We start from the raw sequence: 16,374 nt of genomic DNA, 5'->3' as shown, positions 1-16,374 counted from the left end.
GATCATGGAGGAGATGAAGAATGCAATCCAAGAAGCACAAGCCGGAGGAGGTAATCGGCAAGCTGGGTGGAGCGGAGATTGTATTGACGCAGGGGGCATCGGTTGGATAGATGTGCCCACGGTTATCCGTCAGCGAACTGACCTATTATCCGTGGCGTGTGGATCGGCTTCGCAGGGGATTCCTGCCTCGGCGCGTACGACTATCTGAAGAGAGACCGAGAAGGGAATATTGGCGGGGTCATGATCGGCGCCTATCAGGGCCCCGGCTCCGGATATTGTCTCATTGAAATACCATGACATGGAAGAAATTCGAATGGGTTTCGTTTCGGCGTCGATCAAATGCAAAGCGCCGCTCGCGAGCCCGGTTGAGCTTGGCGCACGGTAGATCCGCCACAGCCTGCCAGTGGCTTCAAAGGCGATCCTATCGAGCTGCAATTGCTCGAGCCATTATATCAGGTGGTTGCGGCCTTGGGCCGCATTAGCGCGCGCAGCCATCAGGGTGACTTGGACATCTAAGGTCGCTTTTGAGATGTCGATGCCGGTTGTGTGAGGTGCAGTATCATCCATCTTTTCCGCTGTCCTCCTTTTGGCGTTCTGGCCCGAAGCCCTGGTTTCCGTTCAGGTCTGGTGGAAAGGAAAGGGGTGCTCACACTAATCGACGGCCCTCCACCACCGCACGACTTCGATCCATCCCCGTCCGCAAGGTCCGGGGGTGGTCACCCCTGGATTTTGCATCTCTTAATGACGACAATCGGCCGATAAGTCATAAGACAAGTTTGGTTCGGATCTGTCTATCACCCCACTGTCGAGCACCGGTGCGACATCCATATCTTGCACACCCAAAATCAGGCTTAATTTTTCTAATGTTGCCAGAATCATAGCCTGCTCCCAGGCAGCAAGCGACCTAAAGCGGTCGGTAAACTGCGATTGTAGCATGTCGGGTGCACAAGCCAGTGCCTCGCGCCCTTTCACAGTCAAGCTGAGGATGGACTGCCGTTTATCCCTATCGCTTCGGGCGCGGGTAACCAAGCCCGACCCCACCAGTCGGTCGACAACATTGGTAATGGTCGCCTGACTGAATTTCAAAGCTGCTGCAATGGCGCTCGGCGTCGCCTGAGCGCGCGTGTCGATTTCTCGCAGCACCAGCATCTGGGAAGGTGTCAGCCCCGTGGTTGTCGCCAGCTTACGACTACCGATCTCGGTCGCGCGAAGGATGCGGCGGAGCGCCTGTAGCGTCAGGTTCGAAAGGTCGGAGTCCATGGCCGATAGCTATCCGTTTGAGGCCTGCCATGCCAATGGCAATTTCCTTTACATAATGAAGGATAATACAAAGGCTGGAAGTACCAATGGCTAGATGATCTAGACCATAGGGTTGAAAATTCGCGTTATTATGTATATATTGCGTCGCAGCAATAGAGGCGGAGCCATTCGTCCAGACACAATATACTTTGGGAGGCTAATCATATTTGATCGTGAAATCGATGCGGCAGTCCTGTCGCCACGGAATTTTGCGTTTCATGAGAATGAGACTGGACGAGTTATGAATTTCCGCATGCCGGTGGCGCAGGATGGCCCTGCCATCACCGCGCTGATCGCCGCCTGCCCGCCGCTCGATGGCAATTCGTCCTATTGCAACCTGCTGCAATGCACGCATTTTGCCGATTGCTGCCTTGTCGCCGAACGGGACGGCCGGATCGTCGGCTGGGTATCGGGCTATCGCCTGCCCGCCGACCCAAGTCGCTTATTCATATGGCAGGTGGCAGTGGCGGCGCAGGCGCGCGGTGCAAAGCTGGCGCAGCGCATGATCGCCGCCTTGCTGGAGCGTCCATCGGCCGCAGGCGTCACGCACCTGATTACCACGATTACCCCGGACAATGCGGCCTCCTGGGCGCTGTTCAAGGGGATCGCCGGGCACCTGAGCACCGACCTGACTAAAACCCCGCTGTTCGAGCGCAATGCCCATTTCGTCGGTGCGCATGAGACCGAGTGGCAAGCAACGATCGGTCCCTTCGCCCTCCCTTCCAAAGCCCGCCAGTAAATATTCGGAGACTTCCCCCATGACGATAGCCCCTAAACCCACCCAGGCCATTCCCGATACCGGCATTTACGAGCGCCGGGAATCGATCGTGCGCAGCTATGCCCGGTCGATGCCGCGCCAGTTTCATCGCGCCGAAAATGTGTGGATGCACGATAATCAGGGTGGGCGTTATCTCGACTTCCTGTCGGGCTGCTCGACGCTGAATTACGGACATAACCACCCGATCCTCAAGCAAGCGCTGCTCGACTATATTATGGCGGACGGCATCACCCATGGCCTCGACCTGCATACTGACGCCAAGGCAGCCTTTCTGGAAGCCTTTGAGGAAGTGGTACTCCAACCGCGCAAGCTGAACTATCGCGCGATGTTCACTGGTCCGACAGGCACCAATGCAGTGGAAGCTGCGATCAAGCTGGCGCGCAAGATTACGGGTCGCGAAATGGTAATCGCCTTTACCAACGGCTTCCATGGTATGACGCTCGGCGCGCTGGCCTGTACCGGCAACGCTGCCAAGCGCGGTGGCGCAGGCGTGCCGCTCAGCCATGTCAGCCACGAACCCTATGACGGCTATCATGGCTCCGACGTCGATACCGCCGACCTTCTGGAACAGCGCCTTTCGGACCCGTCCAGTGGGCTGGATGCGCCCGCCGCTATCCTGGTGGAAACCGTGCAGGGTGAAGGCGGCCTGAACGCAGCGTCGCCGGCATGGCTGCGCAAGATTGCCGAGATCGCCAAGCGGCACGGTGCGCTGATGATCGTCGATGACATTCAGGCCGGCTGTGGCCGCACTGGCGGCTTTTTCAGCTTCGAAGATATGGGCTTTACGCCCGATATCGTCACGCTGGCCAAGTCTCTGTCCGGCATGGGCCTGCCCTTCGCACTCACGCTGTTCCGCGCCGAGCTCGACCAATGGTCGCCGGGCGAGCATAATGGCACCTTCCGCGGCAACAACCATGCCTTCGTCACGGCGACGGCCGCCTTGCGCCATTTCTGGGGCAATGACAGCTTCGCCGCCGATGTGCGCCGTCGCAGCGCGCTGTTGGAAAGCCGACTTGACAAGATGGCCCGCGAACAAGGGCTGACGACACGTGGACGTGGCATGATGCGCGGCATCGACGTCGGATCGGGCGAAATTGCGTCCGTCATTACCGCCGCCTGTTTCGCACGCGGCCTCATCATCGAAACGAGCGGCCCCCATGACGAAATCGTCAAGGTGCTCGCCCCGCTTATCATCGACGACGCTGTCTTGTCGACCGGTCTCGATATCTTGGAAACTAGCGTGCGCGAGACGCTTGCCGCCTCCTTTGGCGTGGCGGCAGAATAAGGAGATACTGCATGATTGTACGTAACCTCACCGACATCCGCAAATCCGACCGTAACGTTAAATCCGATGGCTGGGAAAGCGCGCGCCTGTTGCTCAAGAATGACGGCATGGGCTTCTCATACCATGTCACCACCATGTACGCTGGCAAAGAACTCAAGATGCATTATCAGAACCATCTCGAAGCCGTGCTTGTGCTGAAGGGTAAGGGCACGATCGAGGATCTGGGCACAGGTGAAAAGCACCAATTGGCCGCAGGCACGATGTACGCGCTCAACGCCCATGACCGCCATATCGTGCGCCCACAAACGGACATCCTGACTGTTTGCGTCTTCAACCCGCCGGTCACCGGCCGCGAAGTGCATGACGAAAATGGCGCCTATCCAGCAGAGGCCGACATGATCCGCACGGCTGAACTGACGTCTTGAAATCATAAAGAAAGGGGGAGTCCCATGACCGACATCTACCCATCCCGCCAAATGGCGGAACCGCAATTTCTACCCCGTCTCGATCCGGTCGTTCATAGCGACTGGAGCGAGGCAGCGCCGCTCTCGGAGGCGCAGGCCGCGCAATTCGACCGCGATGGCTATCTGATACTGGAAGATCTCTTCTCTGCCCAGGAAGTCGCGTTCCTGCAGCGGGAGACCGGTTCCTTGCTGGCCGATCCCGATGCGCTGGATGGCGACACCGTCATCACCGAGCCGGGTGGCGGAGAAATCCGTTCGATCTTCGAAATTCACAGCCAGAGCCGCGCTATGCAGCGGCTGGCAGCCGACAGCCGGCTCGCCGATGTCGCCCGCTTCCTGCTGAATGACGAGGTGTATCTTCACCAGTCACGCCTCAACTACAAGCCGGGGTTCAAGGGGAAGGAATTTTACTGGCATTCGGATTTCGAAACCTGGCATGTTGAAGACGGAATGCCGCGCATGCGCGCCCTGTCCATGTCGGTCCTGTTGGCTGATAACACGCCGCATAACGGCCCGCTGATGCTAATCCCCGGATCGCACCACAGCTTTCTGACCTGTGTGGGGCAAACGCCGGACGACCATTATAAAATGTCGCTCAAAAAGCAGGAATACGGCGTCCCAGACGAGGACAGCCTAGCGGACCTCGCGCATCAGCACGGTATCGTCGCGCCGACCGGCAAGCCCGGGACGGTCATCCTGTTCGATTGCAACCTGATGCACGGGTCGAACGGCAATATCACGCCCTTTCCCCGCGCCAACGCTTTCATGGTCTATAACGCCATGTCCAATCAGCTGGTTGCGCCCTTCGGCCCCGCGACGCCGCGCCCATCCTTCATCGCAACACGGCAGGCAGATGCGATCAAGGTCTGTCATGGCGATCTGGCAGCTGAGGTGATGGTATGAGCGGCTTACATAGCGTCGAGAAAATCGGCGGCACGTCGATGGCGGCCACGGCAAGCCTGTTCGACAATGTCCTGATCGCAGGCCGCAGCGGCGATGATCTCTACAACCGCATCTTCGTCGTATCGGCCTATGCGGGCATGACCGACCTGCTGCTGGAACATAAGAAATCTGGCGTGCCCGGCGTTTATGGCCGCTTCATCGCCGATGATGGCGCGGACGGGTGGCTCGAAGCGATGGCCAAGGTACGCGAGGCGATGCACGCTCGCAACGACGGGATGTTTGCGCGCGCCGCAAGCCTGGAGGAAGCGAACGTCTTTGTCGATCTGCGGATTGCGGCGGTGCAGGACTGCCTGGAGGATCTTGGCCGGTTACGCAGCCATGGGCGCTTCTGCGTCAAGGAACAGCTGCTGACGATACGTGAATTGTTGGCTGGGCTTGGCGAGGCGCATAGCGCGCACAGCACCGCGCTGCTGCTGCGCGATCGCGGGATCAACGCAGTGTTCGTCGATCTGACGCTGTGGGACCAGAATGACCTGCGCAGTCTGGACGAGCGGATCGTAGAAGCGCTGGCACCCATAGATCTGCGCAATACGATGCCGATCGTCACTGGCTATGCCGGATGCGCGGAGGGCATGGTGCGGCGCTATGCTCGGGGTTATTCGGAAATGACCTTCTCGCGGATCGCCGTGCTGACTCATGCGCGCGAAGCGATCATCCACAAAGAGTTTCACTTGTCGAGCGCCGACCCTCGATTGGTCGGGGAAACCTCCGCGCGCAAGATCGGCCGCACCAATTATGACGTGGCGGACCAGCTCGCCAATCTGGGCATGGAAGCGATTCATCCCCGCGCGGGTCGTGGCCTACGCCAGACCAGCATCCCGCTGCGCGTCCGCAATACGTTCGATCGGGAAGATGAAGGAACGCTGATCTGCGGCGATTATGTGTCGGACACGCCGCGTGTTGAAATCATCACCGGCGTACGATCGATGCAGGCGCTCCAGTTTTTCGAACAGGATATGGTCGGGGAAAAGGGCTATGACGCCGCGATCCTGGATGCACTGACTCGCCATGGCGCGTGGATCGTCAGCAAATCCTCCAACGCCAATACGATCACCCATTATCTGTCGATCGACGCGGCGACGGTGAAGCGGATCATGGCCGACCTGCAATCGCTCTACCCCGATGCCGCCATCTCCGCGCAGCCTGTGGCCATGGTGTCGGTGATTGGCAGCGACATATCGCGGCCAGGACTGGTACCCGATGCGCTCAATGCGCTGGCTGAGGCCAATGTCGATATGATTGCGATGCAGCATCAGATCCGCAACGTGGATATTCAGTTCATTATCGATTGCATCCATTTCGATACCGCTGTGCGTGTCCTGCACCAGCGGCTGATCGAGGATGTAGCCGATCAGACCGAGGGGCGTCAGGCAGCCTAAGCCGCCGTTCTTTGCATGTTGTCATCGATACTCCCGGTTCGCAGCCTGCTGGTCGCCATCTTCATGCTGATGGCGGGCAGCGGCTTTCTGTCCACCCTCGTCAGCCTGCGGGTGGAACGGGGTGGTAGCGGCACGCTTATGATCGGCGCGGTGGCAACCGCCTACTTCGCCGGGCTGACCGTCGGTGCGTTGCGCGCCGGGCCTGTCGTACAGCGGGTCGGGCATATCAGAGCCTTTGCCGCGTTCGTGTCGCTGTTGTCGGCCAGCACGCTGGCCTATGCTCTGTTCCAGAATGTGTTGTTCTGGGCCTCGCTGCGGTTCATCGACGGGCTGTGCGTGGCGGGCGTGTTCATATGCCTGGAAAGTTGGCTGAACGAGCGGGCCGAGCCGGAAACACGCGGCAGCATTTTGGCGGGCTATATGATCGCCCTATATTCGGGACAGGCGCTGGGGCAGTTTCTGCTCAACTTCGGCGGCACAGCGTCCATTCCTTTCCTGATCGCTTCCATCCTCATTTCGCTGGCCGTCATTCCCGTCGTCCTCACGCGCATCGCCGCGCCGATGCCGGGGCAAAATGCCCCTTGTCCGATGCGGAAACTCTACACAGCCTCCCCGCTGGGCTTCATTGGCGCGATGACCACCGGGCTGATGCTGGGCGCCTTTTACGGCCTTGCCGCCGTCCATGTCCGCCGCCTGGGACTTGACCTGTCCCAGACCGCCAGCTTCATGAGCGCCGTCATCTTGGGTGGGGTTGCGCTGCAATGGCCGTTGGGGCGGTTATCGGATCGTTTCGATCGCCGCCGGGTCATCGTCATCAGCTTTGGCGGGACCATGGCCGTCTGCGTTGCGCTGAGCATGGTCGACGGCATCGGTCTGCCCTTGCTGACTCTTGGCGGCCTGTTCGGTGGCCTGAGCTTCGCGCTCTATCCGCTCTGTGTCGCGCACACCAATGACCGGCTCGACCCGGCCGCTCGCGTCGCCGCCAGCGGCGCGCTGGTGCTGCTCTATTCGATCGGCGCGGCATTGGGACCAACCGGCGCGGCAGCGGCGATGACACTGCTCGGCGCAAGCGGGCTGTTCCTCTTCATCGCCGTGGTTGCGGGCAGCACACTGGTCTTCGGCCTCTGGCGTCAGGCATCGTCCCTGCCGGTGCCGGGCGACGACCAGCAAGGCTATCAGATCCTGCCCCGCACCACACCGATGGCCGCGATGCTCGACCCTCATGCGCAGCAACTAATCGGCCCCGAAGAGAGCAAACCCACCGATCGACCGCCGTCTCCCATCTCAGGATAAACACATGGCTTCGCCTATTCCTACCGCCCCGGATCGACCCGCCGTTGATCGGACCATCTTGCGCCGGGCGATCGGCGCATCCGCAATGGGCAATGCGACCGAATGGTTCGACTATGGCATATATGCCTATGGCGTGACCTATATCTCGGCCGCGCTATTTCCCGGCGACACGGAGGAAGCTGTGCTGTTCGCGCTGGCGACCTTCGCCATTTCGTTCCTGGTGCGCCCACTTGGTGGCTTGTTCTGGGGACCGTTGGGTGACCGGATGGGGCGCAAATCGGTGCTGGCTCTCACCATCTTGATGATGTCGGCAGCCACGGTGTGCGTTGGCCTCATCCCCGATTATGCCACGATCGGCTTTTGGGCACCGACGCTGCTGATCCTGTTGCGGATGGTGCAGGGCTTTTCCACCGGCGGCGAATATGGCGGCGCGGCGACATTCATGGCCGAATATGCGCCCGACGACCAACGCGGCTTTTGCGGCAGCTTCCTGGAATTCGGGACATTGGCTGGCTTCGCGCTTGGCGCATTGCTGATGCTCGGCTTCTCGCTGATGCTTGGCGACGCAACGATGCATGACTGGGGCTGGCGCGTTCCCTTCATGGTGGCTGGTCCCATGGGTCTAGTTGGCATGTATCTGCGATCGAAAATGGAGGACACGCCGGTCTTCCTGGAAGCCGAGCAAGCGGCGCAGGGCGCCAAGCCGCCCTCACCGACACTGAGCGCGCTGATAACGGGCTATTGGCGCACCCTGCTGGTGATGGGCGGGCTCGTGGTCGCGCTCAACATCGTCAATTATACACTGCTAAGCTACATGCCGACCTATCTGCAGCGTCGGCTGGGCTTGTCCGCCAATGACGCGCTGATCGTGCCGATCATCGGCATGGTCTTCATGATGCTGTTGCTGCCCTTCGCCGGGGCGTTGTCTGACCGGGTCGGCCGCAAGCCGCTGTGGCGCTTCTCGCTCATCGGCTTGTTCCTGCTGGTCGTGCCGGCCTATCTGCTGATGGCAACGGGTTTCGTCGGGGCCGTAGCCGGGTTCGCCCTTTTGGGCCTGCTCTATGTGCCGCAACTCGCGACGATATCGGCGACGTTCCCCGCATTGTTTCCAACGTCCGTCCGCTTCGCAGGCTTCGCCATCGCCTATAATGTCGCGACGTCCATCTTCGGGGGCACGGCTCCCGCCATTGGCAGCAGCCTCATTGGTCTGACCGGCAACGAACTGATGCCAGCCTTCTACATGATGGCGGCATGCGTCGTGGGGCTGGTTGCCCTGCGCTTCATGCCGGAAACTGCTCGCCTGTCGCTGCGCGACGCTGGCACGGAGGTGAATTCAAGGACCTGATCTTACCGGGGAACGGAGGACGAAATGGCCGGAGCGTCATTGTAGCTAGGGGTAGCGCTCACTTGTCTCCCGCCATGGTCGCTCTGGCTGTAAAATCGTCGGTCAGACCCAGCGGGGGCATCTACTTTACCAGCACGGTTCAGCGCATGCTTGCAGTGGATCAGAACCCGGCAGCCCAAGGCTACCCTACCGTCTATCGCGTGACCGGCCAGATTTTTTGCGTAGGTCGAGCGTTTCACGCGCGCCTTGCAAACCCCAGACGCCGCGGACTCGGTTCTCTTCGACGTTTCAGAAGCACATTCCTGGCCGGGGACGTCATCGAGAAGATCGTAGCGACTTCATTGTGACGGCAAAGAGGACAAGGTCGTGGGCTATAATCGGGCCAGCGCCAACCTCGTCAGCCGCTTCGCGCTTCACGACAAGACCGGCGTGTAGATGGGCGTATGACGGTTCGTTAGTCTTCTGCTGCGTTCTTGATTGGCTTCGCAACAAGATGCGCAAGTCTTAGATCTGCTCAGCTAATAGAAAATGTCAGTCGCCAACTCGTGCCATTGGATACAGTCTCGCGCTCGAGATTTGCACCTAGCTGGCGGACAAGTGCTTGAATGAGACGGTGGCCCGAACCCGAAGTAGGCCGTTTCGGCGCCCCAACCCCATCGTCACGCACGATTAATTCGCCATTTATAGCGTTGCGCGAGAGCGCAATGTTAATTGCGCCTGGTCGACCCGCTGGGAAAGCATGTTTGAGAGCGTTCGTGATAAGTTCGTTAGCGATCAGGCCCAGTGAGACCGCTCGCTCAGCGCTAAGTGGGAAGGCCGCGCAGTCAATTTCGAGCTTGACTTCGCGTCCTGCTAGGAACGTCGATCTGTAGTCCGAGCATAACTCGTGAAGGAACGCCCCGGCCTCCACGACAGGCGAGTGGCGATCACGCTCCATGCGCTCATGCAGCCGCGCGATCACATGGATGCGGTCCACCGCCCGACGTAGAGCTGCCGCCGCACCATCATCAAGATTACGCGCCTCGATCTCAAGTATGGCGCTGACATTTGCAAGATCGTTCTTGATCCGATGGCGCAGTTCGCGAAGCAGCAGGTCTTTTTCATGCTCCATCGAAACGGCCGCTGTGTGAGCGTCCTTAAGCTCCCGCAATGCACGTCTCAATTTAGAGATCAATACCGACGCTGAGAATCCGGCCAGGATAAAAAGGATCAGGGCGCCGACGCTTGGGAGCGAGATCGCTGTTGGGAGACTGTCGTCAAGCTGCATAACTAATGCCAGACAAACAGCGCAGACCAAAGTGCAGGCAAAGCCGGCCACTCGACCCCAATAAAAGGCTGATCCGAGCACCGTTGGATAGAGCAGGAGCACAGCAAAGCCGTAGGCGGGAAGCCCTGCAAGGTAACTAATTCCAAGGGATGCGATACCTGCGGCCGACGCGGCACTTAGCCTTCCCCATAACGGCCACGCGCGCAACGCCTCATCAAAGGCAACAGAAGGTACTTCCTCGCCGGCTTTAACTTGCCACCACATCCTGACAGGACTTAGTGTGCCAACGTCTCTGCCATTGGCACCATTGCCAGTAATATCGTTGGTAGGCTTTTTGGCGCTCACATCCATTTCGATATTCGCATCGCGCTATTCGAAATTCGCTTTTTCATCGGCTTTCTCCTTGAGAATTTGCCTGACGTACTGGTGCTGTCCCTTCACGTGACGACCACGCCGTTTGTGACCGCTGTCACAGATTCGCGCTTTGGCGAGCTGGTGCCCGATAAATTTTAGGTATGAAGCGCAGCTGATACTTTTTTGTTTCGGCTAAAAAACTAACGGCAAGCGGTATCAATGGTTCCGCACGACCCGGTTCCATTTATTGGTGATGAGACCCGGGGGGGACAGATAATTTTTCGAAGTGACGCAACTTCATCTGTGGTGTCCAAAGGGTTGCCCTCATAAGGTCGCGCCAGCAACTCCGAAAAGCTGTCAGCCGCGCCAGTGCCACCGCGCGAAAACGCGTCGGCCCATTTGAGCCGGTCGCTAACTTTTCCAAAAGGGTATGGGATGGCTGCCGCTGCCCCGCCGCACGCTGGCGTGCACTGCTTGCCCGTTTAACGGGCTAGAAGCGACCAAGTACACGCCGTCCAAAGGCGCAGTGGCTATCGCATTATCGCAGGAGGCAGATGGTTGTCAGCGCAAGGTGATAGCTACCGCCCGCCGACCAATGGGAGCGGATGTCCTCACGTTTCGTGCCCGAGGCCAGCGAAAGGGCAATGACAATGGCAATGGACTATGGCCAATCACCGTTGCGCGGGCAGCGCATATCGAAGACGGCGCCTTACCCGTGTCCGCCAACGAGGCTGGCCTTCTCCTTTTAAGTGATTTTCAGTGTCGTCCGGTTCGCGCAATGTCGCCGCGGGTTGGGTAAAGCGCGTCTACCGAATGAGCAGGAGCGGGGCTTAGGCCGACAATAGCCGGGCGACCCAGTGAGTGCGCCTGAAATGGCCGCAGACAGCCACGAGTCCCGCCGTGAGCGGAACAGCGATCAGAGCCCCGGCGATTCCCCACGTCCAACTTCAGAACGTCATTGCGATGATGATGGCAAACGGCGAAAGCGACAATTGGCGCCCTTGCAAGATGGGATAGACGAAGTTGCTGATCCCCACCTGCAGGATGATGTATCCGATCAATATGACTAGAGGGACGCCAACATTTCCAAACTGCATGACTGCATAGAGCACCGGCGGCACGATGCCGATGATGTTACCGATCACCGGAATGAAATTCAGAATGAAGTTGAGCAGGCCCCAGACGAGCGCGAGGTCGAGCCCCATCGCCAAGGCCCAGAGTGTGGAAGCAACCCCGGTCAACATGCTCGTAGCGAGCGTGACGCCAAAATAGCTGCGGATCTGTTCGGAAATGGCGACCAATGTCGCGCGCAACTCCCTCTGTTCATCCCAACTCAAATCGGTGCGGAGTTTTTCGTAGAAGCGGGGCACTTCGGGCAAACCCAGCATTACCAAGATGCCTATGAAGCCTACATAGGTCGTGAAGGCGTAGATGCTCGATCCGAGCATCCCAACAGCGGCCAATATGCGGTTGCGATCAATACCCACGCTGAGCGGAAAACCCAACCTTCCGGCCAAGCGCAAAGCCGATGCATAGGTTCTTTCGATCATCGGCCAGTGATCCGCGACGACGCCAACGATCTGCCCCAGCGATAGATAGACCGCCACTGCGAAACCGCCCATCACCGTAATCATTGTCAATATCGCCAGAAAGGAACTCAGCCATGTCGGCAACCATTGCTGAAGGTACAGCTTGAGTGGCCAAAGCGCCGCGACGATGACACCGGCGAACAGGATCGGCATGGTGACCGAATAGCTTTCGCGTAGAGCAGCAATGCCCACCAGCACCCCAATCAGCGTCAACAGGCGATTGCGATATTGCTCAGCTTCCAAAGGGTCACTCATGGGTTTTCTCACTGGAGAACGATTGATAAGCAGCGAGCCGACACCGCTCTAGATTAACACCGCTGGAAGCGCCTGCCAGAGAACGGCAATCGTCGAACCACCAATCAGGAGCAACGCGGTCGTCCTGCTCCACCTATCCACGCCGTCGTTGTGCGGTGCCGTCAGCGCGCGGCGGAACAGCCAAGCGTCCGCGCCAAGGCAGCAGACCGAGACGACAAGCGTGAGCCAACGCGCGAGCGGCGTGGTCAGGAAGATACTGGCGACCGCGTAGAGCGCGAAGAAATGCACCGTCCAGACGATCATCCCGCCGAGCAGGAAGGTCCAGCGCTCCATCTTCAGCCCCACGGAACCAGGCGGGTGAGCACCGCCGTTACCACCCCTTGCGCGGCAGCATAGCCGACGAACAGCACGCACAGGTCAAGGCTGTTGTTGCTCGGCCGCACGATCAGTCCGCGAGCGTTGCGCGCCGAGACATAGCCGGCCATCAACACCGCCACTGCCGCGAGTATTGCCACCAGCGCGAGCAGCGCGAAGACTGTTGCCCCCTGCCCGCTCATGTCGGGCCGAACTGCGGACTCGAGCCAGCTCCACAGGTCGATCCCAATGCCTGCCACTAGCGCCGCAACGCCGAGCACGTACAGCACAGCCGGCGTCCACAGCCGGGTAGCCTTGCGTGCCAGCATGCCGCGCGACAGCATCGCCAGTCCGGCGGCCCCGGCATAGGCGGGCAGGATCGCCGCCAGCCACGCTAGGCCGGGCGGCGCAGTCCAGAACTGCGGATGCACACCGTAGAGGTAGAGGAACCCGAAGACCGCCATCAGGAAAATCATCAAGACGACAACGAGCAGTACCACCATCGCCCACCAGCCGTGGCTGCCCGGCCCGGTGACATAGGTCGGCAGAATGATCCCCGCGCCCACATCGACCTTGTCTTCGCGGACTTGGCGGTCGGTATCCCACAGCCAGCGCAGCATGCAGACGACCATCAGCACTCCGCAGGCGAAGGAAGCGATATAGGCCTGGACCGTGAGCAGCATGAAGAAGCCGGCGGTGAACACCGCGGCCAGGAACGGCCATACCGAAGGCCCGGGCATGATCTGAAGATATTGAGGTTCGGCGCGGATCGGGCTGGTGACGAGGCTCTCGCGCATTCCGGTGGGCGCATTGGGCAGGAAATAGCGCCCCGCCTCGACGTCGTCAGCAAGCCCCGGCTGGTCCCATAACGGCTCCCGGCTCGTGATCACCGGGATGCTGCGCGCCGAATAGAGCCCGGTTGGCAACCATTCGAGCGAGCCGCCCTCATAGACGTTGCCGGCGGTCCCCTCCGCCGCAAAGCGGAAATTGCGCGCGAGGTCGATGACGAACAACAGCACGCCCGCGCCGATCAGGAAGGCGCCGATTGTCGAAATCATGTTGAGCACTTCCCAGTCGCGGCCAGGCAGATAGGTATAAACGCGCCTGGGCATCCCCATCAGCCCAGTCAGGTGCATCGGCCAGAAGGTCACCTGCATACCGACGAACATCAGCCAGAATGCCCATTTGCCGATGCGCTCGGAAAGCACGCGGCGGCTCATCATCGGCGTCCAATAATAGAAGGCGGCGAACAGCGGGAATACCATCCCGCCGATCAGGACATAATGGAGGTGGGCAACGATGAAATAGCTGTCGTGCGCCTGCCAGTCGAACGGGACCATCGCGACCATCACTCCGGTCAGCCCGCCGATCACGAACGTGACCATCCCGCCGAGCAGGAACAAGGTCGGCGCGTTAAAGCGGGGCTTGCCGACCGCGAAAGTCGCGATCCACGAAAACACCTGAATCCCCGCCGGGACGCTCACCGCCATGCTCGCCGCGGAGAAGAAGCCGATCGACAGCGCGGGCATGCCCGTAGTGAACATGTGATGTGACCAGACGCCAAAGCTGATGAAGCCGGTCGCGAGGAAGGCGAGCACGATCAGCTCGTGGCCGACCAGCCGGGTCCGCGCCATCGCCGCGATCATCATCGAGACCAGCCCTGACGCTGGCAGGAAGATGATGTAGACTTCCGGGTGGCCGAAGAACCAAAACAAATGCTGCCATAGCAAGGCGTCGCCGCCGCGGGTGGGGTCAAAGAACGGCCAATTGAACGCGCGCTCGAGCTCGAGCAGCAGCGTGGCGAGGATCACCGCAGGAAAGCCGATGATGATCATCACCGCGAACACCAGCATCGCCCAGGCATAGATCGGCATTTTCGCCAGCGTCATGCCTGGCGCGCGCGTTCGCAGCACGCCGACGATGATCTCGATCGCCCCCGCGATCGCCGATATTTCGATAAAGCCGATCCCGAGCAGCCAGAAATCGGCGTTGATGCCGGGGGAATAGGCCATGCTGGTCAGCGGCGGATACATGAACCAGCCGCTGTTGGGGGCATATCCAAAGAACAGCGAGGCGAAGAAACATAGTCCGCCGACGAAATAGGCCCAGAAGGCATAAGCAGAGAGACGTGGAAATGGCAGATCGCGCGCCGCGAGCATCTGGGGCAGTATCAATACGCCCAGCGCCTCCATCATCGGGACGGCGAACAGGAACATCATCACTGAGCCGTGCATGGTGAAGAACTGGTTGTAGGTTTCCTGCGGCAATATGCCCTGCAGCGGCAGCGCAAGCTGCACCCGCATCACCAGCGAGAGGATGCCGGCGAGCAGGAAAAACAGAAAGGCTGTGCCGACATAGAATGTGCCGACATAATTGTTGTTCACCGCAGTAAGCAGGCCCCAGCCCTTTGGCGCGCGCCATATCCGCTCAAGCTCTTCGAGTTCGCCACCTGGCCGCTCGCCCTCCGTAGGAAAGCGATCGTAGAGCGCGGGGTCGAACCCGGTTTCGGACTTCACCGCTGCTGGCCCAGATAATCAGCGAGCTGCTGCAGCTCTTGGGCCGAGAGCATTTGATAGGAGGGCATGCGGTTGCCCGGCTTGATCGACTGGCTGTCTCCGATCCAGCCCATCAGCGTGCCGCGGTTGTTGGGCAGAATGCCCGCGCCCAGCGTGCGCCGCGTGGCGACATGGCTGAGGTCGGGCCCGGCCGCGCCATTGGCGGGGGTGCCGGCGATGCGATGACAGGCCGCGCAGCCCTTCGCGGTAAAAAGTTCGGCGCCGTTCCCCGATCCCGACTGAGGCCGCGGTGCCCGGCGCTGCGCCATCAGCCGGTCGAACGCGGCGGGCTCGTGCGCCACCACGACAAAACCCATCAGCGCGTGCGCACCGCCGCAGAATTCGGCGCACTGCCCGCCAAACACCCCCGGGCGGTCGGCTTGGATCGGCATGATGTTGCGGCGCCCCGGCACCATGTCGAGCTTGCCCGAAAGCTGCGGCACCCAAAAGCTGTGGATGACGTCGTTCGATTCAAGTTCGAGGACCACCGGCCGGCCCACGGGAATGTGCAGTTCATTGGCGTCGAGCAGATAGGGTTGTCCAGCGGTATCGAGATAGGCGACGCGCCACCACCACATCTCGCCGGTCACGCGCACGCGCATGGCCTCTGCCGACACCGGAGCGGTGAGGTTTCGCGTCAGGGTGAGGCCGTAGATCAGCAGCGCGGTGAGCACCACAACCGGAAACGCCACACCGCCGATCCAGATGGCCCGCGTGCCGCCCAGGCGCTTCTTCAGCCGCTCGTTGCCGAACAGCGCCGTCCAGAAGGCAAGGACCACCACTGCGAGCACTGCCGTGCTCATCGCGATCAGTATCCAGCTCAGGATCGTCACCGATCCGGCATAGGGGCCTGCGGGATCAAACACCGAGGCCGGCCAGCCGACCTGGGCTTCAGCGCGTGCCATAGAGATAGGCCGCGACATCACGCGCCTCCTGCTCATTAAGCGGCATCGTCGGCATGGTGGTGCCGGGCAGGGCGGCGGGCGCGTTGCGGACGAAGGCGGCCAGCAGGTCAGGCCGGTTGGGCAGGCGCCCGGCGATAAGCCCCTGTTCAGCGAATCCTTCGAGCGAGGGGCCTACTGCGCCCCTTGGCCAGCGCACTCCGGGAATGCGATGGCATGCGGCGCATCCGGCTCGCTGAATCACCTCCTTGCCGCGCACCGCGCTTGCCTGTGGCATATGGTGCTCCTCATC

Annotated in this window: 14 protein-coding genes; 7 read left to right on the top strand and 7 right to left on the bottom strand. The window is 60.4% G+C overall.

The features are described 5' to 3' along the window. Positions 1 to 738: 738 nt before the first annotated feature. Positions 739 to 1,260 (bottom strand): MarR family winged helix-turn-helix transcriptional regulator, encoded by a 522-nt coding sequence (locus QMG56_RS14335; RefSeq protein WP_281822984.1) that lies wholly within the window; start codon positions 1,258 to 1,260, stop codon positions 739 to 741. 280 nt (positions 1,261 to 1,540) lie between these two features. Between QMG56_RS14335 and ectA the strand changes: the two genes are divergently transcribed. Genes ectA through QMG56_RS14300 form a run of 7 tightly spaced genes read left to right on the top strand, consistent with a single transcriptional unit; the run spans position 1,541 to position 8,806 of the window. After that, positions 1,541 to 2,038 (top strand): diaminobutyrate acetyltransferase, encoded by a 498-nt coding sequence (gene ectA, locus QMG56_RS14330; protein ID WP_281822983.1) that lies wholly within the window; start codon positions 1,541 to 1,543, stop codon positions 2,036 to 2,038. A gap of 19 nt (positions 2,039 to 2,057) precedes the next feature. Then, entirely contained in the window at positions 2,058 to 3,362 is a 1,305-nt protein-coding gene (ectB, locus tag QMG56_RS14325) for a diaminobutyrate--2-oxoglutarate transaminase (RefSeq protein WP_281822982.1), read from the top strand. Between the two features lie 11 nt (positions 3,363 to 3,373). Further along, positions 3,374 to 3,787: an ectoine synthase gene (locus QMG56_RS14320; protein WP_281822981.1), complete on the top strand. Its 414-nt coding sequence runs from the start codon at positions 3,374 to 3,376 to the stop codon at positions 3,785 to 3,787. Between the two features lie 24 nt (positions 3,788 to 3,811). Beyond that, complete coding sequence (thpD, locus tag QMG56_RS14315) at positions 3,812 to 4,729, top strand: ectoine hydroxylase (RefSeq protein ID WP_281822980.1); 918 nt, start codon at positions 3,812 to 3,814, stop codon at positions 4,727 to 4,729. Further along, a complete protein-coding gene (locus tag QMG56_RS14310) occupies positions 4,726 to 6,168 on the top strand; it encodes an aspartate kinase (RefSeq protein ID WP_281822979.1) in 1,443 nt (480 codons plus the stop codon). Before thpD ends, QMG56_RS14310 begins: the two co-directional genes overlap by 4 nt. A gap of 15 nt (positions 6,169 to 6,183) precedes the next feature. Continuing rightward, the gene (locus QMG56_RS14305) at positions 6,184 to 7,461 is read left to right on the top strand and encodes an MFS transporter (RefSeq protein WP_281822978.1); all 1,278 of its coding nucleotides are present in this window, start codon (positions 6,184 to 6,186) and stop codon (positions 7,459 to 7,461) included. Between the two features lie 4 nt (positions 7,462 to 7,465). Beyond that, a complete protein-coding gene (locus tag QMG56_RS14300) occupies positions 7,466 to 8,806 on the top strand; it encodes an MFS transporter (protein WP_281822977.1) in 1,341 nt (446 codons plus the stop codon). Positions 8,807 to 9,320: 514 nt separating this feature from the next. On the opposite strand, the gene QMG56_RS14295 is transcribed toward QMG56_RS14300, so the two are convergent. The 6 genes from QMG56_RS14295 to QMG56_RS14270 form a co-directional block, all read right to left on the bottom strand. Then, on the bottom strand, positions 9,321 to 10,424 hold the full coding sequence (locus tag QMG56_RS14295) for a sensor histidine kinase (RefSeq protein ID WP_281822976.1): 1,104 nt from the start codon (positions 10,422 to 10,424) through the stop codon (positions 9,321 to 9,323). A gap of 950 nt (positions 10,425 to 11,374) precedes the next feature. Continuing rightward, positions 11,375 to 12,271 carry an AI-2E family transporter gene (locus QMG56_RS14290; protein WP_281822975.1) on the bottom strand — a complete coding sequence of 299 codons (897 nt, stop codon included), beginning with the start codon at positions 12,269 to 12,271 and terminating at the stop codon, positions 11,375 to 11,377. Positions 12,272 to 12,319: 48 nt separating this feature from the next. Beyond that, the gene (locus QMG56_RS14285) at positions 12,320 to 12,604 is read right to left on the bottom strand and encodes a hypothetical protein (RefSeq protein ID WP_281822974.1); all 285 of its coding nucleotides are present in this window, start codon (positions 12,602 to 12,604) and stop codon (positions 12,320 to 12,322) included. A 2-nt stretch (positions 12,605 to 12,606) separates the two neighbouring features. Continuing rightward, positions 12,607 to 15,141 carry a cbb3-type cytochrome c oxidase subunit I gene (locus QMG56_RS14280; RefSeq protein WP_281822973.1) on the bottom strand — a complete coding sequence of 845 codons (2,535 nt, stop codon included), beginning with the start codon at positions 15,139 to 15,141 and terminating at the stop codon, positions 12,607 to 12,609. Then, positions 15,138 to 16,085, bottom strand: a complete 948-nt coding sequence (gene coxB, locus QMG56_RS14275) for a cytochrome c oxidase subunit II (protein WP_281822972.1) — start codon at positions 16,083 to 16,085, stop codon at positions 15,138 to 15,140. Before coxB ends, QMG56_RS14280 begins: the two co-directional genes overlap by 4 nt. Then, positions 16,072 to 16,359 (bottom strand): cytochrome c family protein, encoded by a 288-nt coding sequence (locus QMG56_RS14270; RefSeq protein WP_281822971.1) that lies wholly within the window; start codon positions 16,357 to 16,359, stop codon positions 16,072 to 16,074. The genes coxB and QMG56_RS14270 overlap by 14 nt, the downstream gene beginning before the upstream one ends. Positions 16,360 to 16,374: the final 15 nt, after the last annotated feature.

It is taken from the genome of Sphingobium sp. BS19, assembly GCF_027925545.1.
GTDB lineage: Bacteria > Pseudomonadota > Alphaproteobacteria > Sphingomonadales > Sphingomonadaceae > Sphingobium.
The sequence above is the reverse complement of the archived record's forward strand: the minus strand, read 5'-3'. Positions and strand labels throughout refer to the sequence as shown.